General features: G+C 69.6%; 30 protein-coding genes. 15 read left to right on the forward strand and 15 right to left on the reverse strand.

Features of this window, described 5'->3' with window-relative positions; translation table 11 throughout:
- The first annotated feature begins 119 nt into the window (after window positions 1-119).
- From purB to JRZ79_RS14745, 3 genes are all read left to right on the forward strand, one after another.
- Complete coding sequence (purB, locus tag JRZ79_RS14735) at window positions 120-1,496, forward strand: adenylosuccinate lyase (protein ID WP_205252440.1); 1,377 nt, start codon at window positions 120-122, stop codon at window positions 1,494-1,496.
- Between the two features lie 64 nt (window positions 1,497-1,560).
- Window positions 1,561-2,202 (forward strand): metallophosphoesterase, encoded by a 642-nt coding sequence (locus JRZ79_RS14740; protein WP_205252441.1) that lies wholly within the window; start codon window positions 1,561-1,563, stop codon window positions 2,200-2,202.
- Between the two features lie 36 nt (window positions 2,203-2,238).
- Window positions 2,239-2,736, forward strand: coding sequence for an NYN domain-containing protein (locus tag JRZ79_RS14745; RefSeq protein WP_010902263.1), 498 nt, complete (start codon window positions 2,239-2,241; stop codon window positions 2,734-2,736).
- Here JRZ79_RS14745 and JRZ79_RS14750 read toward each other — a convergent pair whose 3' ends face one another.
- Window positions 2,737-2,925: a hypothetical protein gene (locus JRZ79_RS14750; protein WP_010902264.1), complete on the reverse strand. Its 189-nt coding sequence runs from the start codon at window positions 2,923-2,925 to the stop codon at window positions 2,737-2,739.
- Between the two features lie 83 nt (window positions 2,926-3,008).
- Between JRZ79_RS14750 and JRZ79_RS14755 the strand changes: the two genes are divergently transcribed.
- Window positions 3,009-3,488, forward strand: coding sequence for a PUA domain-containing protein (locus tag JRZ79_RS14755; protein ID WP_205251485.1), 480 nt, complete (start codon window positions 3,009-3,011; stop codon window positions 3,486-3,488).
- Window positions 3,489-3,495: 7 nt separating this feature from the next.
- Here JRZ79_RS14755 and JRZ79_RS14760 read toward each other — a convergent pair whose 3' ends face one another.
- Window positions 3,496-4,839, reverse strand: coding sequence for a cytochrome P450 (locus JRZ79_RS14760; protein ID WP_205251486.1), 1,344 nt, complete (start codon window positions 4,837-4,839; stop codon window positions 3,496-3,498).
- A gap of 116 nt (window positions 4,840-4,955) precedes the next feature.
- Between JRZ79_RS14760 and JRZ79_RS14765 the strand changes: the two genes are divergently transcribed.
- Together JRZ79_RS14765 and JRZ79_RS14770 are read left to right on the forward strand one after the other, a co-directional pair.
- Window positions 4,956-5,339 carry a nascent polypeptide-associated complex protein gene (locus tag JRZ79_RS14765; RefSeq protein ID WP_205252442.1) on the forward strand — a complete coding sequence of 128 codons (384 nt, stop codon included), beginning with the start codon at window positions 4,956-4,958 and terminating at the stop codon, window positions 5,337-5,339.
- Window positions 5,336-6,055, forward strand: a complete 720-nt coding sequence (locus tag JRZ79_RS14770) for a tRNA (adenine-N1)-methyltransferase (RefSeq protein WP_346347530.1) — start codon at window positions 5,336-5,338, stop codon at window positions 6,053-6,055. Before JRZ79_RS14765 ends, JRZ79_RS14770 begins: the two co-directional genes overlap by 4 nt.
- Window positions 6,056-6,184: 129 nt before the next feature.
- On the opposite strand, the gene JRZ79_RS14775 is transcribed toward JRZ79_RS14770, so the two are convergent.
- Window positions 6,185-6,499, reverse strand: coding sequence for a transcription factor S (locus tag JRZ79_RS14775; RefSeq protein WP_205251488.1), 315 nt, complete (start codon window positions 6,497-6,499; stop codon window positions 6,185-6,187).
- A gap of 111 nt (window positions 6,500-6,610) precedes the next feature.
- On the opposite strand from JRZ79_RS14775, the gene JRZ79_RS14780 reads away from it, so the two are divergent.
- Complete coding sequence (locus JRZ79_RS14780; RefSeq protein WP_010902270.1) at window positions 6,611-7,873, forward strand: MFS transporter; 1,263 nt, start codon at window positions 6,611-6,613, stop codon at window positions 7,871-7,873.
- On the opposite strand, the gene JRZ79_RS14785 is transcribed toward JRZ79_RS14780, so the two are convergent.
- Window positions 7,874-8,644: an enoyl-CoA hydratase-related protein gene (locus tag JRZ79_RS14785; RefSeq protein ID WP_136361091.1), complete on the reverse strand. Its 771-nt coding sequence runs from the start codon at window positions 8,642-8,644 to the stop codon at window positions 7,874-7,876.
- A gap of 83 nt (window positions 8,645-8,727) precedes the next feature.
- Here JRZ79_RS14785 and JRZ79_RS14790 point away from each other — a divergent pair, with 83 nt between their 5' ends.
- Window positions 8,728-9,210: a DUF5797 family protein gene (locus tag JRZ79_RS14790; protein WP_205252444.1), complete on the forward strand. Its 483-nt coding sequence runs from the start codon at window positions 8,728-8,730 to the stop codon at window positions 9,208-9,210.
- Window positions 9,211-9,216: 6 nt separating this feature from the next.
- On the opposite strand, the gene JRZ79_RS14795 is transcribed toward JRZ79_RS14790, so the two are convergent.
- Together JRZ79_RS14795 and JRZ79_RS14800 are read right to left on the reverse strand one after the other, a co-directional pair.
- A complete protein-coding gene (locus JRZ79_RS14795; RefSeq protein WP_205252445.1) occupies window positions 9,217-10,242 on the reverse strand; it encodes a DUF5787 family protein in 1,026 nt (341 codons plus the stop codon).
- 102 nt (window positions 10,243-10,344) lie between these two features.
- Complete coding sequence (locus JRZ79_RS14800; protein ID WP_010902274.1) at window positions 10,345-10,773, reverse strand: bis(5'-nucleosyl)-tetraphosphatase; 429 nt, start codon at window positions 10,771-10,773, stop codon at window positions 10,345-10,347.
- A gap of 123 nt (window positions 10,774-10,896) precedes the next feature.
- Between JRZ79_RS14800 and JRZ79_RS14805 the strand changes: the two genes are divergently transcribed.
- Complete coding sequence (locus tag JRZ79_RS14805) at window positions 10,897-11,232, forward strand: uS10/mL48 family ribosomal protein (protein WP_205251491.1); 336 nt, start codon at window positions 10,897-10,899, stop codon at window positions 11,230-11,232.
- Window positions 11,233-11,326: 94 nt separating this feature from the next.
- Here the strand turns inward: JRZ79_RS14805 and JRZ79_RS14810 are convergent, their stop codons facing one another.
- Both JRZ79_RS14810 and JRZ79_RS14815 read right to left on the reverse strand, forming a co-directional pair.
- Window positions 11,327-11,593, reverse strand: coding sequence for a hypothetical protein (locus tag JRZ79_RS14810; RefSeq protein WP_010902276.1), 267 nt, complete (start codon window positions 11,591-11,593; stop codon window positions 11,327-11,329).
- Window positions 11,590-13,155, reverse strand: a complete 1,566-nt coding sequence (locus tag JRZ79_RS14815) for a Na+/H+ antiporter NhaC family protein (protein ID WP_010902277.1) — start codon at window positions 13,153-13,155, stop codon at window positions 11,590-11,592. The genes JRZ79_RS14810 and JRZ79_RS14815 overlap by 4 nt, the downstream gene beginning before the upstream one ends.
- A 96-nt stretch (window positions 13,156-13,251) precedes the next feature.
- On the opposite strand from JRZ79_RS14815, the gene JRZ79_RS14820 reads away from it, so the two are divergent.
- Window positions 13,252-14,532: an amidohydrolase gene (locus JRZ79_RS14820; RefSeq protein WP_205252446.1), complete on the forward strand. Its 1,281-nt coding sequence runs from the start codon at window positions 13,252-13,254 to the stop codon at window positions 14,530-14,532.
- 9 nt (window positions 14,533-14,541) lie between these two features.
- Here the strand turns inward: JRZ79_RS14820 and JRZ79_RS14825 are convergent, their stop codons facing one another.
- Window positions 14,542-15,912: a geranylgeranyl reductase family protein gene (locus JRZ79_RS14825; RefSeq protein ID WP_010902279.1), complete on the reverse strand. Its 1,371-nt coding sequence runs from the start codon at window positions 15,910-15,912 to the stop codon at window positions 14,542-14,544.
- A gap of 105 nt (window positions 15,913-16,017) precedes the next feature.
- Between JRZ79_RS14825 and JRZ79_RS14830 the strand changes: the two genes are divergently transcribed.
- Window positions 16,018-16,347 carry a 2Fe-2S iron-sulfur cluster-binding protein gene (locus JRZ79_RS14830; protein WP_205251493.1) on the forward strand — a complete coding sequence of 110 codons (330 nt, stop codon included), beginning with the start codon at window positions 16,018-16,020 and terminating at the stop codon, window positions 16,345-16,347.
- Between the two features lie 2 nt (window positions 16,348-16,349).
- Here the strand turns inward: JRZ79_RS14830 and JRZ79_RS14835 are convergent, their stop codons facing one another.
- Window positions 16,350-17,480, reverse strand: a complete 1,131-nt coding sequence (locus tag JRZ79_RS14835; protein WP_205252447.1) for an MBL fold metallo-hydrolase — start codon at window positions 17,478-17,480, stop codon at window positions 16,350-16,352.
- Between the two features lie 59 nt (window positions 17,481-17,539).
- Here JRZ79_RS14835 and JRZ79_RS14840 point away from each other — a divergent pair, with 59 nt between their 5' ends.
- A complete protein-coding gene (locus JRZ79_RS14840) occupies window positions 17,540-18,175 on the forward strand; it encodes a rubrerythrin family protein (protein WP_205252448.1) in 636 nt (211 codons plus the stop codon).
- A gap of 22 nt (window positions 18,176-18,197) precedes the next feature.
- Here JRZ79_RS14840 and JRZ79_RS14845 read toward each other — a convergent pair whose 3' ends face one another.
- From JRZ79_RS14845 to JRZ79_RS14855, 3 genes are read right to left on the reverse strand one after another with little or no spacing between them, the layout of a single operon-like run.
- Window positions 18,198-19,436 carry a mandelate racemase/muconate lactonizing enzyme family protein gene (locus tag JRZ79_RS14845; RefSeq protein ID WP_205252449.1) on the reverse strand — a complete coding sequence of 413 codons (1,239 nt, stop codon included), beginning with the start codon at window positions 19,434-19,436 and terminating at the stop codon, window positions 18,198-18,200.
- 37 nt (window positions 19,437-19,473) lie between these two features.
- Window positions 19,474-20,388, reverse strand: coding sequence for a dihydrodipicolinate synthase family protein (locus JRZ79_RS14850; protein ID WP_205252450.1), 915 nt, complete (start codon window positions 20,386-20,388; stop codon window positions 19,474-19,476).
- Between the two features lie 48 nt (window positions 20,389-20,436).
- Window positions 20,437-21,645, reverse strand: a complete 1,209-nt coding sequence (locus JRZ79_RS14855; protein WP_010902285.1) for an HAD hydrolase family protein — start codon at window positions 21,643-21,645, stop codon at window positions 20,437-20,439.
- 87 nt (window positions 21,646-21,732) lie between these two features.
- On the opposite strand from JRZ79_RS14855, the gene JRZ79_RS14860 reads away from it, so the two are divergent.
- Genes JRZ79_RS14860 through JRZ79_RS14870 form a run of 3 tightly spaced genes read left to right on the forward strand, consistent with a single transcriptional unit; the run spans window position 21,733 to window position 23,883 of the window.
- Window positions 21,733-22,803: a glucose 1-dehydrogenase gene (locus JRZ79_RS14860; protein ID WP_010902286.1), complete on the forward strand. Its 1,071-nt coding sequence runs from the start codon at window positions 21,733-21,735 to the stop codon at window positions 22,801-22,803.
- On the forward strand, window positions 22,800-23,438 hold the full coding sequence (gene gfcR, locus JRZ79_RS14865) for a transcriptional regulator GfcR (protein WP_205251498.1): 639 nt from the start codon (window positions 22,800-22,802) through the stop codon (window positions 23,436-23,438). Before JRZ79_RS14860 ends, gfcR begins: the two co-directional genes overlap by 4 nt.
- Before the next feature lie 40 nt (window positions 23,439-23,478).
- Entirely contained in the window at window positions 23,479-23,883 is a 405-nt protein-coding gene (locus tag JRZ79_RS14870; protein ID WP_205252451.1) for a glutaredoxin, read from the forward strand.
- 11 nt (window positions 23,884-23,894) lie between these two features.
- Here JRZ79_RS14870 and phoU read toward each other — a convergent pair whose 3' ends face one another.
- Window positions 23,895-24,575, reverse strand: a complete 681-nt coding sequence (gene phoU / locus JRZ79_RS14875; protein WP_205252452.1) for a phosphate signaling complex protein PhoU — start codon at window positions 24,573-24,575, stop codon at window positions 23,895-23,897.
- A 5-nt stretch (window positions 24,576-24,580) separates the two neighbouring features.
- Window positions 24,581-25,426 (reverse strand): phosphate ABC transporter ATP-binding protein PstB, encoded by an 846-nt coding sequence (gene pstB / locus JRZ79_RS14880; RefSeq protein WP_010902290.1) that lies wholly within the window; start codon window positions 25,424-25,426, stop codon window positions 24,581-24,583.
- Window positions 25,427-25,432: the final 6 nt, after the last annotated feature.

The raw sequence follows: 25,432 nt of genomic DNA on the forward strand, positions 1-25,432 counted from the left end.
GAGTATCCATGAATTCGCATACTAACGGCGTGTTTCGGGCGTCCGTTGCCGGGAAATGTACATCCTCGTGCGTCGGCGGGATCGGTAGGCTTTTGCGGCGAGCACCGCCAGTCGGTGGCATGACCGACGACCACGCCCTGTACGCGGTGTCGCCACTCGACGGCCGGTACAGCGGCCGCACCGACGCGCTCGCGCCGTACGTCAGCGAGGCGGCGCTCATGCGGGCGCGCGTCGAAGTCGAAGCCGAGTACGTGCTCGCGCTCGCGGACCTCGACGCCGTCCCGCTCGAACTCGTTGGCGACGAACGCACCGCGCTCCGGGACGCCTACAAGACCTTCGACGCAGCCGACGCCGACCTCGTCAAGCGCATCGAGACCGAGGGCGCGCTCGGCCACGCCGCCACCAACCACGACGTGAAAGCCGTCGAGTACTTCCTGCGCGAGCACGCCCCGGCGCGCGCCCACTCCTGGATCCACTTCGGGCTCACCAGCGAGGACGTCAACAACCTCGCGTACCGGCTGCTCGTCGACGGCGCGATCACCGCCGTCCTCACGCCCGAGTTGCGCGGCCTCCGCGACGACCTCGTGTCGTTCGCACACGACTACGCCGACCTCCCGATGCTCGCGCGCACCCACGGCCAGCCCGCCACCCCGACGACGTTCGGCAAGGAGATGGCCGTCTACGCCGCCCGACTCGGGCGCGCGCTCGCCCGCATCACCGACGCCGTCGACGGACTCACGGGCAAGCTCGCCGGTGCCTCCGGCACCTGGGCGGCCCACACCGCGGCGTTCCCGGACGTGGACTGGCGGTCGTTCGCTGCGCGGTTCGTGGACTCCCTGGGGCTGGCGTACGCCGAACCAACCACGCAGGTCAACCCCTGCGACGACCTCGCGGCGGTGTTCGACGCGGTCGCGGGCGCGAACGGCGTCCTCGAAGACCTCGCGGTCGACGCGTGGCTGTACGTCTCCCAGCGCTACCTCGGCCAGGACGCCGCCGACGGCGAAACCGGCTCCTCGACGATGCCACACAAGGTCAACCCCATCGACTTCGAGAACGCCGAAGGCAACCTCGCGAAAGCCAACAGCGACCTCGGGTTCCTCGGTGACTCGCTCACCACCAGTCGCCTCCAGCGGGACCTCTCGGATTCGACGGTGAAACGCAACATCGGCGCGGCGTTCGCGCACTGCCTGCTCGCCTACCGCAAGCTCGGGGACGGTCTCGACGCAGTCACCCCCAACGAGGCGGTGCTCCGGGAGGACCTGCGCGCCAACCCCGAAGTCATCGGGGAGGCCGTCCAGACGATCCTCCGGCGGGAAGGCCACGACGACGCCTACGAGCGCGTGAAAGCACTCACGCGGGGCGAACGCGTCTCCCTGGACGACTTCCAGGAGCTGTTTGCCAGCCTCGACATCGACGCCGACACCCGCGACGAACTGCTCGCGTTGACCCCCGAGCGCTACGTCGGCGTCGCCGCCGACATCGCGCGCGACGCCTGACGCGCCGCCGTTGGCGTCGCCGGTTCCGCGGGTTTTTTGCCGCGTGTCCCGTACCGGCGTCCGAATGCTGGTCCTCGGAGACGCGCACGCCACAACCCCCGGACGGCGCCGGGCACTGTTCGCCGCGTATCGCGCGGCCAACGAGTCCGTCGCCGTGCAGGCTGGCGACCTCATGTACTACGACCTCCCGGTGCAGACGTATTTCATCGGCGGCAACAACGAAGACTTCGACGCCATCGACGCCCTCCGCAACGGCCGCGTCGAGAGCGACGACGTCGCCAACGCCACGCTGCTGAACAGCACCGCCGCAACCGTCGACGGCCGCCGGGTCGCCGGCCTCACCGGGAACTACGCGCCGACCCAGTTCGACAAACCCCGGGCGGTGTTGCGCGGCGACCGCCGCCGGCATTTCGTCCGCAGCGACGTCGAGGCGGTCATGGACCTCGACGACATCGACATCTTCGTGGCACACGAAGCCCCCAACGGGCTCCCGGTCGACGAGGACTACGACGTGGGCTGCCAGCACATCGACGACATCCTGGATGCCCTCCAACCGTCGCTGTGTCTGGTCGGCCACCACCACCAACACGCCGAATGCGACTACGGCGACACCCACGTCGTCGGCCTGGAGCCGGCCTGGGAGTCGTACTACGTCGTCGACCCCGACACGCTCGCCGTCACCCGCCACGACACGCCGCCCGCCTGACGTACATTCAAGACCGTGCGCCACCGAGGTAGATCCATGCCGCCGCTTCAGCCCGCCCAGCGGGTCGCTGTACTCGCTGACTCACAGAACCTCTATCACTCCGCACAGAGCGTTTACTCTCAGAACATCGACTACGCTGCCCTGCTGGACAAAGGCGTTCAGGACCGCGAACTCACGCGCGCCATCGCGTACGTGATCCGCGCCCAATCCGAGGACGAAGACCGGTTTTTCGACGCGCTCCGGGACATCGGCTTCGAGACGAAGATCAAGGCCATCAAGACGTTCGGCGACGGCTCGAAGAAAGCCGACTGGGACGTCGGCATGAGCCTCGATGCGGTGTCGCTGGCCGATCACATCGACACCATCGTGCTTTGCACCGGCGACGGTGACTTCTCCCGGCTGTGTCGCCACCTCCGCCACGAGGGGGTTCGCGTCGAAGTGATGGCCTTCGAAGAGTCGGCGGCGACGGAACTCGTCGACGCCGCGGACTCGTTTGTCGATCTCAGCGAGCGCACCGAGACGTTCCTGCTGTAGCTACACGACCCGGCCGTCGGTGCCCGTCATCCCCATCAGGATCGAGCCCAACGCGAGCCCGAGCGTTCCGGTTCCGGCAGCCACGAGCACCACCGTCGACGTGGTCGGCGTCTGGCTCGTCCAGAAGAGTATCGCGGCGCTTGCGAGCAACAGCACGCCCGCAACGGCGATCTTCGCGGTGTCGTTCATGCGCGTTCGTTACAGGCCAGCCCACATAAACGCGTTCACTCGGTCTCGAAGCCGCTTTACGCGCGGCCCACGCACGCCCAGACATGCAGGATGCCGGCATTCCGGCGCTTCGCACCGTCGCTGCCTACCAGTATGGGGCGGCGGCCGGGCGGGCGCTGTTCCCCGAAGACAAACCCCACCACGTGCAGCGGTCCAGCACCGGTCGCCCCCAGCAGATCCACCGCGACGACGGCGCGCGCCTCGTCTCCGTCGGGCTCGACGGCCGCCTCACGCTTGGCCCCGCCGGCGGCCAGCGACTGATCGACGCGCTCGCACACCCCCGGGCTCGCGTCGTCGTCGGCGACGAGAGCGAGCCGTTCGTGCGCGACGGCAAGAACGTGTTCGCGAAGTTCGTCACCGATGTCGACGACGACGCCCGCCAGGGCGACGAGCTCGCGGTGGTGCACGAGGACGGCCGCCTGCTCGCGGTCGGGCGCGCCGAACTCGACGCCGCGTCGATGCGGGACTTCGAGACCGGGATGGCGGTGTCGGTGCGGGCCGGCGTTCCCGCGACCGACGCGTAACGGCGGGCTACCGCGGCTCGACCCGCATCCGCATCTCCTGTTCGGGGTGGATCGTCAGCGACGGCACGAACGACAAGGGGGTGTCGCCCTCGTACCGCAGCCGGTAGTCGCTGGCGACGGTCGCCACGATGAGTTTGGCTTCCAGCAGCGCCAGCTGTTTGCCGATGCAGTGACGCGGGCCGCCGCCGAACGGGAAGTACGCGAACCGCGGGCGGTCGGCGCGGCGCTCGGGCCGCCAGCGTTCGGGGTCGAACGCCTCGGGGTCGTCCCAGTGGTCCGGGGAGCGGTGGATCGCCCACTGCGGGAGCATGATGGGCGCGCCGGCCGGCACCTCCGAGCCGGCCAGCTCGACCGGCTCGATCGGCGTTCGAAAGACGTTGTAGACGGGCGGATACAGCCGCATCGACTCCTGGAGCACCCACTCAAGGTAGTCGAGATCCTGGAGCTGCGCGACGGTGGGCTGTGCGCCGTCGTCGAGCGCGTCGTCCAGTTCGGCGTGCAGCCGTGCCTCCACGTCGGGATGCTCGGACAGCAGGAACCACGTGTACGTCAGGGTCAACGCGGTCGTGTCGTGGCCCGCCAGCAGCGTCGTCATCACCTCGTCGCGGAGCCGATCCAGGGACTGCTCGCCGCGGTCGCGGGCGCGCAACAACACCGACAACAAGTCCATGGGATCGTCCCCGTCGCCCCCGCTGGCGGTCCCCTCGCGCGCAGCGACGATGTCGTCGACGAGATCGTCAAGCGTCGCGACCGCCGCCGCGTACTCCCGGTCGTCGGGCATCGGCAGCCACTCCGGCACTGCGAACCGCACGGGGTCCGGCTCGAAACGCGCGCCCACCGGCTCCAGGGCGTCCCCGATGGCGTCCACGCGCGCCTCGGGCAGCGACACGCCAAGCATCACGTCCAGGATCACGTCCAGGGTGATGTGTGTCATCGCCGCCTCCACGTCGACGGTGTCGCCGACCGGCCAGTCGTCGACCCTGTCGGCGGCGTGGGCGGCGATGTCCGCGTCGAACCCGGCGACGCGCGCCATCGAGAACGCCGGATTGGCGCGGCCGCGCTGCTCGCGCCACGATTCGCCCTCGCTCAACAGCAGGCCGTCCCCGAGCAGGTCGTCGATGGCGTCGGCCTGGAACTCCGGCTTCCGGAACTCGGCGGCGTCGCTCACGAGCAGCCGCTCGACGAGCGCGGGCTCGGTCACCACGTACGTCTCCATGGGTCCCATGTCGAAGGCCGCGATCCCGTCGTAGGCGCGCTCGACGCCCTCCAGAAACGCCGTCGGGTCGTCGGCGTACTGGCGGCTGCTTCCGAACACTGGGTCCCCGCGTGGCCCGGGTGGTGTGTCGTTCACGCCCGTGGGTTCGGGCTACACCACCAAAGCCACACGGCCCAGCCGATCCGACACACAGCCCCGCTGGCCGCGACAACTGCGTGGGGTTTTTGATCCCGCGCCGCGAGCGTCTACCCATGTTTGGAGGCGGCGGCATGAACCCCCGGAAGATGCAGCAGATGATGGAACAAATGGGCATCGACGTCGACGAGCTCGACGCCACGGAGGTCGTCATCTCGCTCGACGACGGCACCGAGGTCGTGTTCTCGGACCCCGACGTGACGAAGATGGACGCCCGCGGGCAGGAAACCTACCAGGTGCTCGGCGACCCGGTCGAGCGCGACGCCGCCGACGCCATCGAGGCCGCCCCCGCCGACGACACTGACGACGATGACGCCATCCCGCAGGGCGACGTTGACATCGTCGTGCAGCGGGCGGGCGTCCCCGAAGACGAGGCGCGCGAAGCGCTCGAAGCCGCCGACGGCGATCTAGCGGCCGCCATCGACCACGTAGACGAGTGATGTTGCTGGTGCGGGGGGACCGCGAGTTCCTCGTTGCCCCCGGCGAGGAGCTGCACACGGACCTCGGCGTCATCGAGGCCCCCGACGACCCCACCCCCGGGGAGACCGTCGAGACGCATCTCGGCGAACCGTTCACGGTCCGGGAGCTTCGCGGCCCCGACCTGTTCAACCACTTCGAGCGCACGGGCGCGCCGATGATGCCCAAGGACATCGGCCTCGTCATGGGCCACACGGGCGTCTCGGGCGCGGATCGCGTGCTCGACGCCGGCACGGGAACGGGCGTGCTGGCGGCGTACCTCGGGCGCGCCGGGGCGGACGTCACGACCTACGAGCAGGACGCCGATTTCGCGGCCGTCGCCCGCGAGAACATGTCGCTTGCCGGCGTTTCGGACGCCGTCTCGGTGCGCGCCGGCGATGTCACCGCGGACCTCGACGCGCTCGGCACGTTCGACGTGCTCACGCTAGACACCCAGGACGCCCCCGACGTTGTCGCGCACGCCGACGAGCTCCTGGTGTCCGGCGGCCAGGTCGCCGTCTACTCGCCGTTCGTGGAGAACGCGCGCGCCACGACCCAGGCCGCTCGCGACGCCGGCCTCGTGGACATCGACGCCATGGAGACGATCCAGCGCCGCATGGACTTCGACGACCGCGGAAGCCGCCCGTCGACCGCGGGCGTCGGTCACACCGGCTACCTGTTGTTCGCCCGGAACCCGTAGCGGTCGTTCCGGGCGCTGACCCACGCCACCAATCCCGCGGGGTCAAGCCGGCCTGGTGGCGGTGGGGTCGGCCGGTGGCGCTGTTGGGCGCGTGTTTCGTCGTCGAAAAACTAGCCACACAACGGCCGCCTAGTTGTCGTCTTCGCGCCAGCGGTGCTCGCACTCCGTGCAGATGAAAAACCGCGTCTCGGACTCGTCGGCCGACCGGATCTGCTGCATATACCAGTGGGCTTCGTCGTTGCCACAGTCCGGGCAGACGACGCTCGTCGTCGGCAGGCCGCGGTCCTGGGCGTCGCTGACGTCGACGACCTCGGTCTCCTCCTGGCCTTCGGTGACGACGAAACTCGCCGACGGGTCCTTGGGTTGCTTGTGCCCGCAGCTGCTGCATACCCACAGCTCGTCGTCGGCTTTCATCATCGAGCCGCAGTCGTCGCAGAACTCCATGCTCCCCGGCTAGCACCGCGGGTCAGTTAAGCGTCGTGTTTCAGCGCCGACCAGACACACTGCCTGCCCGGTCCCGAAGCATCAAACGCCGGGAACCCGAGTACACGCACAATGGGATTGTTGGATACGGATCGGCGCGTGCTCACGCTCGCACTCGCACGCATGGCCGACGCGCTCGGGAACTCGTTTCTCATCGTCTTACTGCCGGCGTACATCGGCGAAGGATACGTCGCCGTCGACTCGCTGACCGGGCCGCTGTCGGTCGCCGGGGTCTCCGTGCTGACGGTCACGCCGGCGCTCCTCATCGGGATCGTGCTGTCGACGTTCGGCTTCCTGAACAGCTTCCTGCAACCGTTCACCGGCCGGCTCTCGGACCGCACGGGCGTTCGAAAGCCGTTCATTCTCGGCGGCCTGGTGTTGCTCGCGCTCGCGTCCGGCGCGTACGCGTTCGTCTCCGACTACCGGCTCCTGTTGGTGTTGCGCGCGCTCCAGGGCATCGGCGCGGCGCTCACGGTGCCCGCCACGGTCGCGCTGGTCAGCGAACTCGGCACCACCGAGACCCGCGGCAGCAACTTCGGCGTGTTCAACACCTTCCGCCTGATCGGGTTCGGGTTCGGCCCCATCATCGCCGGCGTGGTGCTCGAAGTGTTCAGCTTCAACGCCGCGTTCGGCGTCGCCGCCGCCGGCGCGCTCACGAGCTTCGTGCTCGTCGAGCTCACCGTCGACGAACCCGACACCGACGGCGCGGACGCCGGCGACGACCTCTCGATCGCGGTGCGTGGCGACGACGCCGTCCTCGACCCCGTGTTCGCGCTCGGCATCGCCACCGTCGCCATGGGGATCTGCATCGCGATGTTCGCAACCCTCGAAGCCAAGATCAACGGCAAACTCGACCAGTCGTCGATCCTGTTCGGCGCGGAGTTCGGCGCGGTCACGCTCGCCAACGTCATGTTCCAGGTGCCCATCGGCACCGCCAGCGACACCTACGGCCGCCGGCCGTTCATCATCGCGGGGTTCATCATCCTGATCCCCGCCACGATCGCGCAGGGCTACGCGCCGACCCCCGCCACCATGATCCTCGCGCGCTTCGTGCAGGGGATCGCCGTCGCGGCGGTGTTCGCGCCGTCGCTTGCGGTCGCGGGCGACCTCGCGGGTGCCGGCGAATCCGGGAGCACGCTGGCGGTGCTCACGATGGGGTTCGGACTCGGCACCGCGATCGGGCCGCTGGCGTCGGGGTTCCTCGCCGCGTACGGCCTCGCGACACCGTTCCTCATCGGGGGCGTGCTGGCGGCGCTCGCGCTAGCCGTCGTCTACACGCAGGTGTACGAAACCGTCCCGGACGCCACGGCGGTCTCGGCGTCGACGGGTGACTGACTACTCGAAGTCGGGATCGCGGTCTTCGAGGAACGCCTGCATGCCCTCCTGTTGGTCGTGGCTCCCGAACAGGCCCGCCCAGGTCCGCGCCTCGAACTCCAGGCCCGCCGACAGGGTCGTTTCGTGGCTGGTGTTGATGGCGTCCTTGGCGGCGCGCATCGCCGCCGCGGGTTGGGCGGCGAGATCGCGCGCCAGCGACGCCACGTGGTCGTCGATCTCCGCCGCCGGCACGACCTCGCCGACGAGGCCGTGCTCGCTGGCGTCCGCGGCGCTCAGCCGGTCGCCGAAGTAGATCATGCGGCGCGCGGTCTCGTCGCCGACGATCCGGGGCAGGCGCTGGGTGCCCCCCCAGCCGGGGATGATGCCGATGTCGATCTCGGTCTGCCCGAGGATCGCGTCCTCGCTCGCAACCCGCAGATCGCAGGCCAGCGCCAGCTCCATGCCGCCGCCGAACGCGTACCCGTCGATCGCGGCGACGACCGGTGCCGGGAACGACTCGATGGCGTCGGCGACGCTGTGCCCGAGTTCGGCGTACGCCTGCGCCTCCGCGGTGTCCATCTCCACCATGTGTGAGATGTCCGCGCCCGCGATGAACGCGTCGTCGCCGGCGCTGGTGAGCACGACGGCGCGCGCGCCCTCCGACTCGGCGGTGTCGAGGGTGTCACGCAGCGCGTGCAGCGTCGCCACGTTCAACGCGTTCAGGCTGTCCGGGCGGCTGATCGTGATCGTTGCAACGCCGTCGTCGACCGCAAGCGCAACGGTGTCGCTCATGACAGTGGGCACGCGGCCCCCGGGCAAAAGGCTCCGGGGTCCGGTTCGCAAATCCAATATACCGGCTGCCCGAACGACGCCACATGACACTCTCCGCGGAGGCCCACGAGCGCCTGGCGGACCTCGTGGCGCTCCAGCCAACGAAGAACAGCGACCTCCAGGACCGCTGGGGGTTGGACTCCGGCAGCGCCGTCCACCAATACCTCGAATCCCACCTGCGGGAGTACTACTACCGCGACGAGGACTCGATGATCCGCGCGACCGCCGAAGCGTCGACGCTCGTGGGCGACGACGCCGACGAGGCGCCCGCCGTTCACATGTCCGACACCGAGCGCCTCGTGTTCGACGTCATCGCCGGCCCCGAGGACCGCTCCCAGAGCGTCGTCTCGGTGCTCCACGCCGTCCAGGACGAACACGGCGCGGACGCCGACGGCCTCGACGCCGGGGGTGTGCGGCGCGCGCTCCAGACGCTCAAGCGCAAAGGCATCATCGAGGTGGAGAACCGAACCGTGCCGACCTTCCGGCTGGCCGTCCCCCGCCAGGAGGTCACCGTCGCCGACGACTGACGCCGGTCACTCGCGGCGGCGCTGCCGCCGGTCGGCGAGCACCGCCTGCACCGTCGCCCCAGGCCCGCCCTCGATCGGCCAGCCGTGCTGTCGCCACCCCGGCGGCTCCGGCTCGTAGTCGGCACACGACCCCCCGCATTCGGCCGCCGACTGCTCGCGGGCTTTCGCCGCGCACGCCGGCACGTAGCCGTGCGCGCCGTCGACAAGCCGGAACTGCCGGCAGTCCGGCCGCATCGTGTCGACGTACGACCGCCAGCCGCGCTCGAAGGCGCGCTCCGCGATCGCCAGGCGCGTGTGTGCCTTCCAGTCGGCATCGACGTACTCGAAGCCGGTGGCCGGCCGGTCGGCACCGTCGGCCGGCCGGCTGGTGAGCCGCGTGCCCGACGCCGCCGTGGCCAGCCCGTGGGGCAGCCACTCCACCGTCGCCGTCCAGTCGTCGTCGAACACCAGGATCCCGGCCTCCACCGGGAGGTCCGCCAGCAGCGCGCGCTGGACGCCGCCCGCCGCGTCGTCGGCCGTCGCCACCCACACCTCGTCGGCGAGCCCCAGCGCCACGTCCCGCCGGAGCTGTGTGGTCAGCGCGTCCGCCGCCGACGCGTCGAGGTCCGGCTTGTTCTCGATGGCGACGATCCGGCGCACCCACTCCGGGTACGCCATCGCCCGCCGGATCTCGATTTTGTTGCCGTCCCGTCGGGTCTCCAGGATGCCGCGGTCGCTCGCCCGGTGGACGGCCTCCCGCACGTACCGCCACGGATACTCCGGCGTGGGGAGCGCGTCCCGGTAGAACGCCCAGTCCGTCGGCGCGTGCCGGACGACGTGCAGGAGGTCGGCGTCGAGGCGCTGCGCGCCGAACTGCGCGCGCCGGCGGAGTCCCTCGGGGTCGACCTCCACGACGATCGTGTCCCAGCGCCGCCGCTTCGTCCCGAGCTGGCGCGCGACGATCCGTGGCGCGCCGTCGCGCTCGGGCCGCCAACACGCCTCCGCCCACGCGCACACTCGCAGCTCGAAGCCGAACTCGTGGCCGACGGTCACGGCTGGACTGCGGTCGCGGACCGGCGTCTGTCTTTCGGCGCGCCGGCGGCCCCGCGGCTGGTCGCTGTCCGGACTGTGCGTCGGCCGACCGCCGGGCGGCGGTCAGATGTCGGCGTCCTCGTCGATGAACACGTGGGCGTCTTCGAGGATCTCCCGGGGGCCATCTTGGGTGATGGTGTTGACCGCCTGGTCGTAGTCGCGCCACTGCAGGTCCGAGTGTTCGTTGGACAGCTCCGCGCTGGCCTCGAAGGACTTCGCGATGAACAGATGCACCGTCTTGTGGATCCGGTCACCGTTGGCCTCGAACACGTAGTCGTACTCGTCGCGGAAGCCGTCAACGAGGCGGAAATCCTCGATCCCGGCTTCCTCCTGTACCTCTCGAATCGCCGTCTGCTGGAGCTCCTCGTCCCCCTCCACGCCGCCTTTCGGGAACTCCCAGTCCCCGGGACGGCTCTTCAGGAGGAGGTACTCGCGCCGGTCCCGCGTGTCGCGGAACAGGATCGCGCCGGCGCTGGTCGCTTCGACCGTCATTACGGTCCGGTAGTGCAGCGGCCGTTAAGTCAATGTCGGAGTGGGGGTGGCTCGCACGCCGCCACGATCAAACACACGGTTTAACACGGTGGGTCACCTCACTCAGGGGTAGCACCCCCAGCGATGACCTTCGTTACAAAACTCTCTCTGGAAAGCGGGGACCGAACGGCGCTCGACGCCGTCGTCTCCGACATCAAGGAAACGTGTCGACGAAAAGGCGCTCGACTCAAGGGCCCACACTCCGACGCTCCGGCCGAGATCCGCGTGCCGCTGTACGCCCGTCTCGGCGGCGATCCCGCGGAGAAAACCAACGACTGGCAGTACACGGTCTACCGACGCCGCGTCGAACTGCACGGCCACGACGACCTCGCCCGCGACATCATGGAGCGGGACTTCCCGGCCAGCGTCCACGTTGAGGCCGAAGTCGAGCGCATCGAGCCACTCGGGTCCTCCGTCTGAGGCCGCCCGCCTTGGTTCCCGTTGTTCCACTCGACCAGCGGCAGCGCTGGCTGGCGTTCGGTCTTCGGGCCGCCCGAAAAAAGAAACGCGCCGCTTAGAACGCGCTCTCGCCGACCGTTTCGAGGTAGTCGGCCTCGCCGACGTGGTCGTCGGTGTCGAAGCCCGTGACCCGTAGTCGTACTTTCGTGTCGAGCGCGTCCGCGGGCGCGCCGTCCAACCGCAGTGTCGAATCACCGACGCGCACGACGTGCGCGCCGTCCGCGCGCCCCGTGACGAACAGCTCCAGTTCGTCGCCGGCATCGAAGCGCGGCGTGTTCGACCGGAACGTCAACCCCGCCAGGTACTTCTCGAGGATGCTCATGCGCGCGCCACCTCCTCGCTCTCGCGGTCACTGATGTACTCCAGGCCGAAGCCAGTCAGCGCCGAGAACACGAACACCCCCACGAGCAGCCACCCGTGGAAGACGAACGGCACGACTTCAGTGGGGTCGACCACCATTCCCCGGGTGAACCAGTCGTACTTGGTGGGCAGGTCCGCCAGCGCTGCGTAGCCGACGAGCACGCCACCCGACCACGGGAAGATGTACCCGAGCGCGCTCGTGTTCGCGTCCAGGATGTTCGCACGCCGGTAGCTGTTGATGTTGAATCGTTCGCCGAGGCGCGCGATGTACGGCGCGATCGCGATCTCGGCGGCGGTGTTGATCGTAATCATGGAGTTCACGAACGCGGTGCCAAGCACCATCGTGAGTTCGGCGCGTCGCACCGTCGTGGCCACCGACTCAAGCAGGAAGTCCTGGATCGCGCGGAAGCCGCCCCCGCGGATCATGATCTGTGCGCCGGCCACGATTAGCAACACGAGCACGATCAGGGGGAAAAACCCCTGCGCACCAGCGTACAGGCTGCCACCGACGCTGCTGGTGACGCCCTCGGGGCTGGTGTTGATGGCTTCGACGAACGGCAGCACGGAGAGCTCGCGTGCGATCCAGAGGCTGTCGCTGGCGCGGAACACCAGCATCTCCGAGACGTCCGCCAGCCCGAACACGACGTTCAACACGAACGCCACGACGATCCCCCAGGAGATCGCTTCGACGATGTGGCGGCCGGCGATGGCGGTGCCGATGACCGTGGCCATCGACAGCAGGTGCAGGAGGCCAGTGGGCCCGACGTTCGACCCCAGGATGGCGCTCGCGTCGCCCGCAACCGAGATGCCGTCCATCACCGCGCCGGCACCCAGGTACGCGGCAAACGACAGCACGGCTGCGACGCCCGCGTACTTGAATCGGGACGCCACCACACCGCCGATGTCGGCGTCCTGCGTGACCGCCGATACGATGGTGGTGTCGCTGACCGGCGCGAGGTTGTCCCCGAAGACCGCGCCGGAGAGGATCGCCCCGAACAGCAACGCGGGGTTCGCGCCGAGTGCGACCCCCGCCGGGAAGAACAGCGCGGTGAACGCGACGGTGGTCCCGTACCCGGAGCCGATGCCGGTCGCCAGCAGCCCCGCGAGGATGAACGTCGCTGCCGGGAACACCGCGCCGCCGATGCCGGCCGCCTCCGCGGCCCACACCAGCCCGGAGACGAACTGCCCCGTCTGGATGGTTTCGGCGAACATGCCCGCCCACAGCCACGCGACGATCGCGGTGGCCGCGACCCGCTGGGTCATCCCCGCGAAGATCGTGTTCGCGTATCCGGCCCACGATCCCTTCACGAGGAACATGCCGAAGATGAGCGCCACCAGCATTCCCGCCACGAGTCCTGTGGTGTCGCTGACTCGGAGCACGCCGCTCTGTACGATCGCCCATACAACAAAGAAGACGAGCGGGAACGCGCTCGCCAGTTTGCCGCCGTAGAAGTCGATTTCGGGCTCGGAGTCGTCCCCCGCAGACACTCCCCCATCGAACCCGTCCGTCTGGTCAGTACTCATTCTGCTACGGTTGCTAATTCCCTGGCAGCGGGAAATATGTTACTGGGCCTCTGAGCGACTCCCACATTTAAACTGTCACCGGACGCCACATACCGTATGGACTACACTGATCCTGCGGTGCTGACTCGACTCCGACGCGACCTCCACGGGATCCCCGAGCCGGCGTGGTGTGAGTTCCAGACGACCGCTCGCGTCGTCGACGCCTGCGAGGACATCGGCGTCGACACACTCCACGTCGGCCCGCAGGCCGTGGCGTCCGACGCGCGCATGGCGGTGCCGGACGACGACACGCTCGCCGACTGGCGGGCAACCGCCCGGGACGCGGGCGTCGACGAGGCGCTGCTCGACTCGATGGCGGGCGGCCACACGGGCGCGATCGCGGTCCTCGACCGCGGCGAAGGCCCGACAGTGGGGCTGCGCGTGGACATCGACGCGCTGTACGTCACGGAAAGCGAGGCTGACGACCACCACCCCGCGGCCGCGGGGTTTCGATCCGAGCACGACGGCTGCATGCACGCCTGCGGCCACGACGGCCACGCCACCATCGGCGTCGGCGTGCTCGCGGCGGTCGCCGACAGCGACTTCCAGGGCACGCTGAAGGTCGTCTTCCAGCCCGCCGAGGAGCGCGCCGGCGGCGGCAAACCAATCGCCGAGAGCGGCCACCTCGACGACGTCGACTATCTGTACGCCGTGCACCTGGGCCTGGATCACCCCACCGGGGAGGTGGTTGCCGGCGTCGACGGCTTCCTCGCGGTCAGCCACCTGCGCGCCGACTTCACGGGGACCGGCGCACACGCCGGCTCCCACCCCGAGGACGGCCGCAACGCCATCCAGGCGATGGCGACGGCGATCCAGAACCTCCACGCGATCCCGCGCCACGACGGCGGCGCAACCCGCGTGAACGCGGGCCGCGCCGGTGGCGGCACGGCACCCAATATCGTCCCCGACAGCGCCTTCCTGGAGGGGGAGGTGCGCGGGGAAACGACGGCGCTGATGGAGTACATGAAATCACACGCCGACCGCGTCGTCCGGTCGGCGGCGGAGATGCACGACTGCACCGTCGAAACGGCGACCGAGGGGCAAGCCCCGAGCGCGGAAAGCGACCGCGAGCTCGCAGCCTGCTTCGGGGCGGTCGCTGCCGACCGGGCCGGCGTTGATTCCGTCCTCGACAGCGACGCCCTCGGCGGCAGCGAGGACGCCACCTACCTCATGCGTCGCGTCCAGAACACGGGCGGCATGGCGTGCTACGTCTGTGTCGGCACCGACCACCCCGGCGGCCACCACACGCCGACGTTCGACGTCGACGAGCAGTCGCTTCGGATCGGCGTCGGCGCGCTCGCCACCGCGATCACGCGGGTCGCGGAGACGCGGCCCTGACGCCCCTCGTCAGTATTTGGCGTCCGCGCCCGTCACGTCGTACACTGACTGCATGATGTCGTCGCGGCGGGCCTGCCAGTCGGCGAGCCCGTCGGGGGAACTCGGATACGCCCGGTAGTGATCGAGCAGCCGGTCGGCCTGCTGTTTCGCGCGGTAGAAATCCATGATCTCCGACCAGTACCCGAAGGACTTCAGCGCCGTCACCAGTTTGAGCTTGAGCCCGAACTGGGTGCTGCCGTCGTAGAGCGCTTCGGCCAGCTTCTGGCCGGGCAGCGCCGCCAACAGCCCCATCAGGTCGTCGACGTCGATGGCCGTCGACATGATGTTGTAGACGTCCAGGGCGGCGTACCGCGCGCCGAAGTGGTCCATGACGTGCTCGTTGTACTCCCACAGCATCGATTCGGACACGTCGCCGGTTTCGGCGGCGCGGATCGCGCGCTCGCCGGCGTAGGTGCCGGCGTACGCCGCGCCCGCGATGCCGCCGCCGGTCGTCGGGTTGACGTGACCCGCGGCGTCCCCGACCGCCATGAACCCGGGTGCCGTCGCGGAGTCGTAGGGCCGCCGCGTCGGCAGCGCCGCCCCGAGCTTGTCGGTGACTTCGGCCCCCTCGAACTCGGGGCGCTGCTGGAGGTCGGCCTTCAGGTCGTCGACCAGCGTCATCGGCTCCTCGGTCATCTGGAACCCCAGCCCGGCGTTGATCTCCGTGTCCGTGCGCGGGAAATACCAGAGGTAGCCGGCGGCGCGATCCGTCGGCTTGAACACGAGCGCGTCGTCCCACTCGACGGGCTCGGGCACCTCCACGATCTCCCGGTACGCCGAACAGAACTGCGAGTACGAGACGTTCGTGTCGAAGGTCGCCCCCGACACGTCGACTTTGTCCTGGAGGATCGACAGCGACCCCGCGGCGTCGATCACGATGTCGCCGGTGAACTCGTGGCCGCGCCCGTCACGGATGCCGGTGACGCCCGTGACCCGGCCGTCGTCGTCCTGGATGACCGACTCCACGACGGTGTCGTAGCTGAACGTGACGCCGGTGCGCTCGGCACCGTCGATCACGCACCGGCCGTACTCCCGGCGGTCGATGACCGCAAGCTCCCCCGGGACGGGGATGTTGAGGACGGTGTCCTCGCGGGGGATCTCGAACCGGCCGTGGTCGACGCCGGTGTTCGTGAACGCGGGTTCGAGTTGGGATTTCGGGATCACATCGGGGAAGTTGTCCGCGCCCTTGAGGGCGTCCCCACACGCGATGTGCCCGGCTTCCGACGCCGATTTCCGCTCGACAACGACGACGTCGTAGCCCGCGTCGGCGACCGTCGCCGCGGCATAGCAGCCAGCGGTTCCAGCGCCAACAACGACGACGTCGTACTCGTGAGCAGGCATACTCGCGAGTTGCCGTCCGCGAGCAAAACTCTTTATGACGACACCGACGGCCCGCGCTCGCAGGGTGGAAAGCGTTTTGTCCACACTCCTGCAAGCGTGGGCCGTATGACCGAGTACACCGTGGAGTTCGCCGGCACCGGCGAAACCATCGAGGTGTCGGACACCGAAACGATCCTGAAGGCGTGTCTGCGGGAGGGCATCGCCCAGGAGTACTCCTGTCGGGTCGGCATGTGTCTGGCGTGCTCCGCGAAAATCGAATCGGGCGATGTCACCCAGCCGGCCGCCCGCGGCCTCACCGACGCGGAAGCCGACGAGTACGCCCTGACGTGTATGGCGCGCCCGCAGACGGATCTCGTACTCGACCGCGGGAAGTATCCGCCCAGCATCGAGGAGGAGGCTGCGGTCGCCGACCAGGCCGCCGCCGACGACGACTGAGCTCAGTCACCCGACACCGCGCAGTTGTTCGGCCCCCGCTCCAACGCCAGGGTGTCCTCGTCGATCGCCGTCTCGCCGAGGTTCACCGCCACGATCGCCTCGTCGTTCGCGGGCCGCGGCGGCAGCCCGGTGGTCACGTGATCGACGAACGCCGCTCGATCCAGATCCAGCATCGACAGCTCCGCCGCAACGGCCGCCAGCGACCCCACGACCCCGCCGTCGCGTCCGTCGTGGGTCGTCGATGGGGTGACGTGGCCGGGCATCACCCGCCGCTCGTCCGCGGTCGCGGTCAGCGCCCCGAGCGTGTCGTACTGGCGGCCCGCGAGCTCGCGGGCCGCGTCGGCGTCCTCCAGGTCGGGGCGGCCGACACCGTCCAAGAACAGGCAGTCCCCCGTCAGGAGGTCGTCGCCCCATGAGAACACGAGGTGTTCGGACGTGTGTCCGGGGGCGTGCGTGACCCCGAGCGTGCGGTCGCCGACCGCGATCTCGTCCCCGTCGGTCGCGAGCACGTCGGCGTCCACCGCCAGGCCGCGCTCGGTCGCGCCGGCCGGGAGCACGCGCGCGGCGGCCGTCGCGTCGGCCAGCCCCCTCACGCCCGACACGTGGTCGGCGTGCACGTGCGAGTCGATGGCGTGTGTGATCGTCGCGTCGCGGGCGGCCGCCGCCTCGACGTAGGCGTCGACGGCCGCCGCCAGCGGATCCACGACCGCCGCCGCGTCGCCGTCCACGAGCAGGTACGACAGGCAGCCACTCGACGGGCGTTCGAACTGCACCACGCCGTTGCCGAGGTCGTGGCTGGTGACGAACGCCCCCCAGGCGTCCATTCCGCCCTCCAGGTTCACGGCGTCGACGCCCTCCGCGCGGAGGGATTCGGCGACCTCCGCGCTGGCCTCACCGACCGCACAGACAACGACCACCGGCTCCCTGAGACCGTCCGGAACCACGCTCGCTGCGTCGCCGCTGACACCGGCGGCGACGACCTCCATGTAGGGGGTGTGTCGCGCCGTCACGCCGGGGCCGTCGACGCACCACGCGTCGAACTCCGCGCGGTCACGAACGTCGAGCACGTCTACCTCGCGGTCCGCCTGGAGCCAGTTGTAGAGATCACGAACCGACACCGTGGGTGCAGGCATACGCGCCCCTACATCGCCTGGGGGCAAAAGCTCACGTTCACCGGCGACCAACCCACCCCATGAACGCCGAGCGTTTCCCGGACGCAGTCGCGGACCGCACACGCACCGCCCTCGACCGCCTGGGGTCATCCAAGCGCCTGGTTGCGATCACGGGCGCGGACCTCACCACGCCGACGGTGCTCGCGCGCGCCGCCGCCAGCGAGGCCGCCGCCGCCGACACCTTCGACGCGCTCGCCGCCGCCGCCGACACCGACGCCGCAGCCGCCGCCTGCAACTCGTTTGCCGCCACCGAACGGGACCACTACGACCGGGTCACGGCGGCGCTCGACGCCGACGACGCCGACACGGCGGCCGACCCGGGCGCGATCCACGACTACCTCCGCGAGCGGCCCGACGACACCACCCGCCTCGGCGCGGTGGTCGGCCGCGGGCTGGTCGCCGACCGCACGCTCGCGCAGTTCGTGGGCTTTTTCGTCAACGACGCCGCCCACGACCGCGCGGACCTGTTCCGTGACCTCAGACGCGACACCAGCGCCGACACCGCCGACGCCGCCGCCGCGCTGGCGTCGTGTTGCGACGGCGACGACGACTGGGCGCGCGCCGCCGATGCCGCCGCCGACGCCGTCGACGCCGCCTACCAGGAGTACGTCGCCGCCCTCAACGGGATGGGCGTCGACGCCAAGTCGGTCTGCTGATCGCTGTTCCGGCGCGCCGCGGTCACGCCTCGTCGAACAGGGTTTCGCCGTCGACCATGTGTTCCTCGACGGCGTCCATATCCAGGGTGATGCCCAGTCCCGGCCGTTCGGACACCTCGATGGAGCCGTCCTCGATGACGTCCTCTGCGACGAGATCGCTCCACCAGCCCAGTTCGTAGGAGTGGTACTCGACGGCCAGCGCGTTCGGGATGGCGGCCCCGACGTGCGCGCTCGCCATCGTCGCCACCGGCGAGGCGACGTTGTGCATCGCCACCGGAACGTAATACTGGTTCGCCACGTCCGCGATCTTCCGCGTCTCCCGCATCCCACCGACCTTGGGGAGGTCGGGCGCGACGATGTCGACGGCCTGGTTCTCGATGAGGCGGCGCGCCTCCGTCACGCGATACCGGTTCTCCCCGACCGCGATGGGCGTCGCCGTGGACTCGGTTACGGACGCCTGGACGTCGAGGTTCTCGGGGGGTACCGGGTCTTCGAGCCACCACACGTCGTACGCCTCAAGCTCCGCCGCGAGGCGCTTGGCGCTCCCGCCGGAGAACGTCCAGTGGCAGTCGAAGGCAACGTCAGCCCGGTCTCTCACGCGCTCCGTGACCGCCGCCACGATGTCGGCCTTGTGCCGGATCTCGCCCGGGCGCAGGTGGCGGTTCGCGCGGTCCTTCTCCAGCCCGCTGGGGACGTCCAGGTCGAACTTGAGGGCGTCGTAGCCGAGATCGTCGACCACGCGCTCGGCCTCGTCGGCGCACGCCTCGGGGTCGGCCTCCGCCGCCGTATGGCAGTCACAGTACACCCGCACCTCGTCGCGGTATTTCCCGCCGAGCAGCTGGTAGGCGGGGACGCCCAGGACCTTCCCGGCGAGGTCGTGGAGCGCGACCTCGATGCCCGAGATCGCGGTCACCGTGACGCCTTCCACGGAGCCCTCACCGCTCATCTTCTGGACGAGGTGCTCGAACAGCCGGTCGATGTCAAGGGGGTTCTCGCCCACGACGAACGGCGTCATGCGCTCGATGAGTTCGGGGACGCCGGCCCCCCAGTAGGCTTCCCCCGTCCCGACGACGCCCGCGTCGGTGTAGACGCGCACCAGCGTCCACGGGAAGTTCCCGTCCACCATCGTGGTCTGGACGTCCGTGATTTCGAGATCCCGCGGTGCGGGGCGACCGCTGTCCGCGCCCATCGTCTCGGCGGACAGCTCGCGCATGGTGTACTCCGCGTTCGGATCGTGGAGGTCCGCGTAGTCCTCGCTCATGGCTGCGCGTTCGCCCGCCACGGTGTAAAACTCCTGCTCACAGCAGCCCCAGGTCGGCGAGGTCCGCTTCGAGCGCGGCCCGGTCGTCGTCGTCCAGCCCGCGCAGCGGCGACCGCAGCGGCCCGGCGTCGAACCCCCGCAGCCCCAGGGCGGCCTTCACGCCCGCCATGTAGGGGCCGCGCTTGAGCGCTGCCCGCACCTCGTAGACGGTGGACTGGCGCGCCCTGGCGCGCTCGCGGTCGCCCTCGTCGTAGGCCTCGTACAGCCCCACCACCAGCTCCGGGGCGACGTTGGCGACGGCCGACACCAGCCCCGCACAGCCCACGTCCAAGCCCGGCGCAAGCAGGGAGTCCGAGCCCGCCAGGAACGTCAACTCGGGGTGGGCGTCGACGGCCTGCCCCAGCCACGGCACGTCCTTCGAGGAGTCTTTGACCCCCGCCAGGGCGTCGATCTCCGCCAGCGCCGCCAGCGTCTCCAGGGACAGCTCGTTGCCCGTCTTCGACGGGATGTGGTAGACGTACACCGGGCAGTCGACGGCCGCCGCCACCCGCCGGTAGTGTTCGACGGCGGCCGTGCCGTCCAGCGGATAGTAGAACGGCGTCACGACCACGACCCCGTCGGCACCGACCGACGCGGCGTGTTCGGCGTGGGCGACCGTCTGGCGCGTGGACGGCGCGCCGACGCCCGCGATGACCGGCACCTCGCCCCCGACCTCGTCGACGACCGCAGTCACGACGCGGTCGCGCTCACTCGGGGTCAACAGCGGGAACTCGCCGTTCGTCCCCAGCGGGAACACCCCATGTACGCCCGCATCCACGACCATGCGGGCGTGGTCGGCGGTGGTGTCGGCGTCGAGGCCCTCGTCCGCGTCGAAGGCGGTTACAACCGGCGGAACGACGCCATGCAGTCCCAGTGGGTCCCCGCTGCCCGGGGCCGGCGCGTGCGTTGGCATGCGTGTGTGGTGTGCGGCGACCAGCATAAGCGCCGCGGGCCACGCACGCTACGCGAACTGCGCCAGCGCCCACGCCGTCCGGAGGATTTCGTCCGCCGCGCCGGCGTCGAAGACGAGTTCGTCGGTCGTCGCCACGTGCTCCAGCACGCGCGTCGAGGCGTGCTCGGGTGCGGCAGCGATGCCGCTGTCGTGGTCGTCGACGTGCTCCATCACCCGCAGGTCGCTTTTCGAATCCCCCATCACGAGCGCGAACGGATCCGCCACCCCGAGCACGTCCAGGGCCGCCTGCACCCCAACCACCTTGTTCAGTTCCCGGGACGCGATCTCGGCGGCGTCCCCCTCGTAATACCCCACGTCGATCCGCGACAGCGTTTCGGCCGCCGCCTCGCCGAGCGCGTCGGCGTCGCCGACGGCGGCCGAGGACGCCGCGACGACCGCCGCGATCTCGGGGTCGGCGTCCGCGTAGTACGCCCGCACGGCCGCCGGGTCCGCGCCCACGCAGTCCGCCAGCAACCCCAACAGATGCACGAGCGCGCTGTCGATGAGCCCGCGGGCGCGCTCGCTGCCGGTCTCGTAGTTCGGCTTGAGCGTGACGTTGAACTCGTTACCCTGGAGGTGACACCCCCGCCGGATGTCCTCGGGGGCCGCCGTGTGCACCCGCGAGCGCACGTCGTCGAACACGCCCCGCACGTCGTCGCCGAGGTCCTCGTACAGCAGCCGCTTCGTGTCCGCGCCGTGGCCCGGCGTGAACACGCCCGTCCCGGCCTCGTACACCACCGACAGCCGCCCGGAATGCACGAGCTCGTTGCCCAACCCCTGGCTCAAAAACCCCTTGACGTTTTCCAGCGTCTGGCCCGTGCAGATGACGATGGGGACGCCCGCCTCGTGGAACTCCGTGAGCAGATGCAGCGTGGCCCGCGGGATCTCGTTGTCGGTGCTGCCCGCCGACCGCAGCGTCTCGTCGACGTCCAAGACCAGCACGTTGACCGCCCGCCCGTACTTGCCGTAGAGGTCCAGGGCGGTGAACGCCTGGTCGCGGGTGGCCCGCGCCGCCACGTCGGCGAACGCGTCGTGGGCGGGAAACGCCGCCCTGATCTCGTCTTTGTGCGCCGCCAGCTCGTCGCTTGCTGACTCCCAGTACTGCAGTGCAACCGGCGAATCGACTGGCGGCGCGAGGTCCACGAACTCCTGGTGGGCGCGCAGGCTCTCGGTGTCGAACTCGTCGTAGAGCGTGTACAACCGGTCGTGCAGCTGCATGCCGGACCGAGGGCTGGGGTCCACTTCAACCCCCGCCGCCGCCCACAGTCCCACCCGTTTAATTCGTCCACGGAGAACACACCCACCATGGACGCAATCGTCGTCTCGAAGGCCGACCGCACACCACGGCTGGTCGACCGGCCCCGTCCGGACCCAACACCCGGCTCGGTGCTCGTGCGCACGCTCCGCGTCGGCGTCGACGGCACCGACCACGAAGTGATCGCCGGCACCCACGGCGGCTTCCCCGAGGACGCCGACGAGCTCGTGCTCGGCCACGAAGCCATCGGCGTCGTCGCGGATCCGACCGACACCCGGTTCTCCGCGGGCCAACTCGTCGCGCCGACCGTGCGCCGACCGCGGGGCGACCCCACCCCGCAGTTCGACCGCGGCCAACCCGACATGGCGGCTCCCGGCACGTACGTCGAGCGCGGCATCGACGGCGCCGACGGGTTCATGGCCGACTACTTCACCAGCCCCGCGGACGCGCTCGTCGCGCTCCCCGACTCGCTTGCCGCCCACGGCTTCCTCACGGAACCGGTGTCGGTCGCCGAGAAAGCGATCGAACTCGCGCTCGCTTCGCGGTCGGCGTTCGACTGGCGGCCGGACTCCGCGCTCGTGTTGGGCAACGGCTCGCTCGGCCTGCTCACGCTCGCCATCCTCGCCGCCCGCGACGACACCGAGACGCTCTACTGTCTCGGCCGCCGCAGCCGCCCCGACCCGACGATCGACATCATCGAGCGACTCGGCGCGACCTACATCGACTCCCGCACCACGCCGGTCGCCGACATCCCCGCCGCCCACCAGCCCGTCGACATGGTGTACGAAGCCACCGGGCACGCGAAACACGCCTTCGACGCCATCGACGCGCTCGCCCCCGCTGGCGTCGCTGCCCTCCTCGGCGTTCCCGCCGCCGGCTGGACGTTCGAAGTCCCGGGCAGCGACCTCCACCGCAGCCTCGTCCTGGAGAACAAAGCGGTGGTCGGCAGCGTCAACTCCAACGCCCGCCACTTCCGCGCCGCCGCCGACACGCTGGCCGCCCTCCCCGACTGGCTGTGTGACGCCATCGTCACCGGCGTCCACGACACCGCAGCGTTCGCGGACGCGTTCCGGGACGGCGAAACCTCCATCAAGACGGCCGTTCAATTCGACACCCGATGAAGAACGTCGACGACCTCATCGACGACGCAGCAGCGCTCGCGGACCGCGGCCTCTCCCGCGGCGAAATCGCCGACGAACTCAACGTCTCCCGGGAAACCGCGTCGTGGCTCGTCGAGCGCGCCGACACCAACGCGTCCGTCGCCGCCACCGACACCGACGACAGCCCCCGAGACGTCCACGTCGACTGGAGCACCATCGGCGAAGCCGGCGCCCGGCTGTCCGCCATCGGGGTCGCGCTCGCCGACGCGCTCCGAGATCACAGCCACGACGTCGATCTGGTCGTCGGCATCGAGAAGGCCGGCGTTCCGCTCGCCACGGCCACCGCCAACGAACTCGGGACCGACCTGGCGACCTACACGCCCCGCAAACACCAGTGGGACGAGGGCGACATGGCCGACCTCGGTGGCAGCTTCTCCCGGAACTTCGCGTCTGTCGAGGACCGCGACTGCTTCGTGGTCGACGACACCGTCACCTCCGGCACGACGATCACCGAAACCATCCAGGCCGTCCGAGAGGCCGGCGGAACACCGGTGGCGTGTGGCGTCCTCGCGGACAAACAAGGCCTCGGTGACGTCGACGGCACGCCGATCGAAGCGCTGTTGCAGGTCATCCGCGTTGGCAGCGGCGACGACTGACAGAGCAAGGCCTTTCCTCGCTGCCCCCCGACGGTGGGACATGGCCTTCGATCCGCTCGACTCGTCGATGGCACAGGACGCCGTCGACGACATCGTTGACGCCGCCATCGAGAACAACGAGGTCGTGTTGTTCATGAAGGGCACGCCCGCCGCCCCCCAGTGTGGGTTCTCCGAGCGCGCCATCCGACTGATCTCCGACTACCGGCCGGACGTCCACACCGTTGACGTCCTCCAGAGCACCGACGAGTTCCGGGCCGCCCTGGAGCGCCACAGCGGCTGGGAGACCACCCCACAGGCGTTCGTCGACGGGTCGTTCCTCGGCGGCAGCGACATCCTCGCGGAGCTCGCCGACCGCGGCGACCTCGCGGACGAACTCAACGCCGATGGCGTCGACACGACCGCCGACGACGCCGCGCTTGACGCCGACATCGACGCGCCGTTCTAACGGGGCCGTCGCTAGTAGATCAGCTCGTCGTCGTTGTCGACCATGTACACCGTTCGCGCCGAGATGTTGACGGCGTGGTCGCCCACGCGTTCGAGGTCCCGGACGGTCAACAGCAGCCGCGAAACGTCCTGCATCAGCGCCTCGATCTCGGCGTCGTCGGTGGCGGCGTCGATCTCGGTCTCGATCAGATCACGGATCACCGTCTGTGAGGCGCTCCGACACCGCTCGTCGATGTCGTCGTCGCGCTCGGCGATCGCGTAACACGCCTCGACGTCCGCGCTCGCGTACGCCGCCATCGCGTCGGTCACCATCTCGATGGTTCGGTCGCCGATCGCCTGCACGTCGACCTCGGGGAACATGTCCCGGTCGGCGTCAAGCGTGTACTCCGCGAGGTTCGCCGCCAGGTCGCCGATGCGCTCCAAGTCGGTGATGATCTTGAACGACGACGCGATCAGTCGCAGGTCGCCCGCGACCGGCTGCTGGAGCGCGAGCAGGTCGATGCAGTCGTCTTCCAGATCCAGATACAGCTGGTTGATCTCGTCGTCGCCGTCGATGACCTGCCAGGCGGCGTCGTCGTCTTTCCGGGCCATCGCCTCCAACGCCATCCGGAGCCGGTCGGTGACCACTTCGCTCATGTACAGGACGTCGTCGCGCAACGTGTCGAGTTTCTCCTGGTAGCTGTCTCGTGCCATACGTATCACCCAAACTTTCCAGTGATATACTCTTCGACGCGCTGGTGCTCGGGGTTCTCGAAGATCTGGTCGGTGTCCCCGAACTCCACGAGCTTGCCGCCGGTGAGGAACACCGCGGTCTTGTCGCTGATGCGGGCGGCCTGCTGCATGTTGTGCGTGACGATCACCACGGTGTACTCCTCGGCGAGCTCCTCGATGAGGTCCTCGACCTGGCTGGTCGCCACCGGGTCGAGCGCGCTCGCGGGCTCGTCCATCAACAACACCTCGGGGTCGGGCGCGATCGCGCGGGCGATGCACAGCCGCTGTTGCTGGCCGCCGGACAGCGCCACCCCGGAGCTGTCAAGCTGGTGGCTGACCTCGTCCCACAACGCCGCGCGCCGCAGCGACTGCTCGACGATCTCGTCGTGATCGCCCTCGACGTCCTGGATTTCGAGGCCGTACGCGACGTTGTCGTAGATGCTTTTGGGGAACGGGTTGGGCTCCTGGAACACCATTCCGACCCGCCGCCGGAGCGCAACCGGGTCGACGGCGGCGTCGTAGACGTTCGTCCCGCGCAGCGTGAGGTCGCCGTCGATGCGCGCGGCGTCGATGCGGTCGTTCATCCGGTTGATACACCGCAGGAACGTCGACTTCCCGCAGCCCGACGGCCCGATGATCGCCGTGACCTGCTGTTCGGGGATGTCGATGTCGACGCTTTCGAGCGCGCGCTCGGAGCCATAGAACACGTCCAGATCCCTGGCTCTGATCACCGGCTCGGGGGGTGTCGTCGGTGTCGTCGTCGCCGCGCCGGTGGTCGCCGTGACACCGCCGTCGCTCGATTCGTCGGCCGTCTCCGCCGTGTTCTCGGTCATCGTTGG

It is taken from the genome of Halobacterium sp. BOL4-2 (genome assembly GCF_016917835.2).
GTDB lineage: Archaea > Halobacteriota > Halobacteria > Halobacteriales > Halobacteriaceae > Halobacterium > Halobacterium salinarum.

Coding starts and splice junctions, on each gene's coding strand:
- JRZ79_RS14870 (WP_205252451.1), top strand. CDS start 23,479: ATGGCCTTCGATCCGCTCGACTCGTCGATGGCACAGGACGCCGTCGAC.
- JRZ79_RS14740 (WP_205252441.1), top strand. CDS start 1,561: ATGCTGGTCCTCGGAGACGCGCACGCCACAACCCCCGGACGGCGCCGG.
- JRZ79_RS14775 (WP_205251488.1), bottom strand. CDS start 6,499: ATGGAGTTCTGCGACGACTGCGGCTCGATGATGAAAGCCGACGACGAG.
- JRZ79_RS14830 (WP_205251493.1), top strand. CDS start 16,018: ATGACCGAGTACACCGTGGAGTTCGCCGGCACCGGCGAAACCATCGAG.
- JRZ79_RS14750 (WP_010902264.1), bottom strand. CDS start 2,925: ATGAACGACACCGCGAAGATCGCCGTTGCGGGCGTGCTGTTGCTCGCA.
- phoU (WP_205252452.1), bottom strand. CDS start 24,575: ATGGCACGAGACAGCTACCAGGAGAAACTCGACACGTTGCGCGACGAC.
- JRZ79_RS14835 (WP_205252447.1), bottom strand. CDS start 17,480: ATGCCTGCACCCACGGTGTCGGTTCGTGATCTCTACAACTGGCTCCAG.
- JRZ79_RS14790 (WP_205252444.1), top strand. CDS start 8,728: ATGACACTCTCCGCGGAGGCCCACGAGCGCCTGGCGGACCTCGTGGCG.
- JRZ79_RS14745 (WP_010902263.1), top strand. CDS start 2,239: ATGCCGCCGCTTCAGCCCGCCCAGCGGGTCGCTGTACTCGCTGACTCA.
- pstB (WP_010902290.1), bottom strand. CDS start 25,426: ATGACCGAGAACACGGCGGAGACGGCCGACGAATCGAGCGACGGCGGT.
- JRZ79_RS14850 (WP_205252450.1), bottom strand. CDS start 20,388: ATGCCAACGCACGCGCCGGCCCCGGGCAGCGGGGACCCACTGGGACTG.
- JRZ79_RS14755 (WP_205251485.1), top strand. CDS start 3,009: ATGCAGGATGCCGGCATTCCGGCGCTTCGCACCGTCGCTGCCTACCAG.
- JRZ79_RS14840 (WP_205252448.1), top strand. CDS start 17,540: ATGAACGCCGAGCGTTTCCCGGACGCAGTCGCGGACCGCACACGCACC.
- JRZ79_RS14805 (WP_205251491.1), top strand. CDS start 10,897: ATGACCTTCGTTACAAAACTCTCTCTGGAAAGCGGGGACCGAACGGCG.
- JRZ79_RS14820 (WP_205252446.1), top strand. CDS start 13,252: ATGGACTACACTGATCCTGCGGTGCTGACTCGACTCCGACGCGACCTC.
- JRZ79_RS14800 (WP_010902274.1), bottom strand. CDS start 10,773: ATGACGGTCGAAGCGACCAGCGCCGGCGCGATCCTGTTCCGCGACACG.
- JRZ79_RS14855 (WP_010902285.1), bottom strand. CDS start 21,645: ATGCAGCTGCACGACCGGTTGTACACGCTCTACGACGAGTTCGACACC.
- JRZ79_RS14825 (WP_010902279.1), bottom strand. CDS start 15,912: ATGCCTGCTCACGAGTACGACGTCGTCGTTGTTGGCGCTGGAACCGCT.
- purB (WP_205252440.1), top strand. CDS start 120: ATGACCGACGACCACGCCCTGTACGCGGTGTCGCCACTCGACGGCCGG.
- JRZ79_RS14860 (WP_010902286.1), top strand. CDS start 21,733: ATGGACGCAATCGTCGTCTCGAAGGCCGACCGCACACCACGGCTGGTC.
- JRZ79_RS14765 (WP_205252442.1), top strand. CDS start 4,956: ATGTTTGGAGGCGGCGGCATGAACCCCCGGAAGATGCAGCAGATGATG.
- JRZ79_RS14815 (WP_010902277.1), bottom strand. CDS start 13,155: ATGAGTACTGACCAGACGGACGGGTTCGATGGGGGAGTGTCTGCGGGG.
- gfcR (WP_205251498.1), top strand. CDS start 22,800: ATGAAGAACGTCGACGACCTCATCGACGACGCAGCAGCGCTCGCGGAC.
- JRZ79_RS14785 (WP_136361091.1), bottom strand. CDS start 8,644: ATGAGCGACACCGTTGCGCTTGCGGTCGACGACGGCGTTGCAACGATC.
- JRZ79_RS14780 (WP_010902270.1), top strand. CDS start 6,611: ATGGGATTGTTGGATACGGATCGGCGCGTGCTCACGCTCGCACTCGCA.
- JRZ79_RS14845 (WP_205252449.1), bottom strand. CDS start 19,436: ATGAGCGAGGACTACGCGGACCTCCACGATCCGAACGCGGAGTACACC.
- JRZ79_RS14810 (WP_010902276.1), bottom strand. CDS start 11,593: ATGAGCATCCTCGAGAAGTACCTGGCGGGGTTGACGTTCCGGTCGAAC.